The organism is Pseudomonas sp. P106(2024) (genome assembly GCF_057480815.1).
In genome coordinates this window covers 1-505 of record NZ_JBLIYU010000051.1, presented here as the reverse complement: position 1 = coordinate 505, position 505 = coordinate 1, and the positions used below count along the sequence as shown (strand labels likewise).

The following is a 505-nucleotide window of genomic DNA, read 5'->3' as shown; positions in this document are numbered from 1 at the left end:
GACCGGCACCTCGCTGGACAACAGCGACGGCGGCCTGCTGGTCGCCGGCACCGGTATGACCCTCGCGTTGCAGGGCCTGCTCAACCGCAACAAGGCACGTATCGAGGCCCAGACCGGCCTGACCCTGACCGGCCTGACCCTGGACAACGACGGTGGCCGCCTGACCAGCCAGCGGGACATGACCCTGACGTTGACCGGCGCGGCGCTCAACCGTCTCGGGCTGATCAGCGCCGAGGGCCAATTGGTGATGGCCGCGCAGAGCCTGGACAACAGCACCGGCAAACTGGACAGCGCCGGCAGCCTGAAGCTGACCACGACGGGCGCGCTGCTCAACAAGTCTGGCGAGTTGCTCAGCGACAGCGATATCACCCTAGCCAGCGCCAGCCTGGAAAACACCGACAAGGGCGTTATTGCCAGCAAGGGCGCGCTGGCCATTACCACCAGCCACCTGGACAACAGCCGCCAGGGCAGTGTCAGCAGCAACCGCACCCTCGACCTGCACGCC

General features: G+C 66.9%; 1 protein-coding gene. It reads left to right on the top strand.

Annotation, left to right across the window (positions count from 1 at the left end):
- Nucleotides 1–505: hypothetical protein (locus AC25M7_RS25470; protein ID WP_486971637.1), on the top strand; the 505-nt coding region annotated here is incomplete at both ends.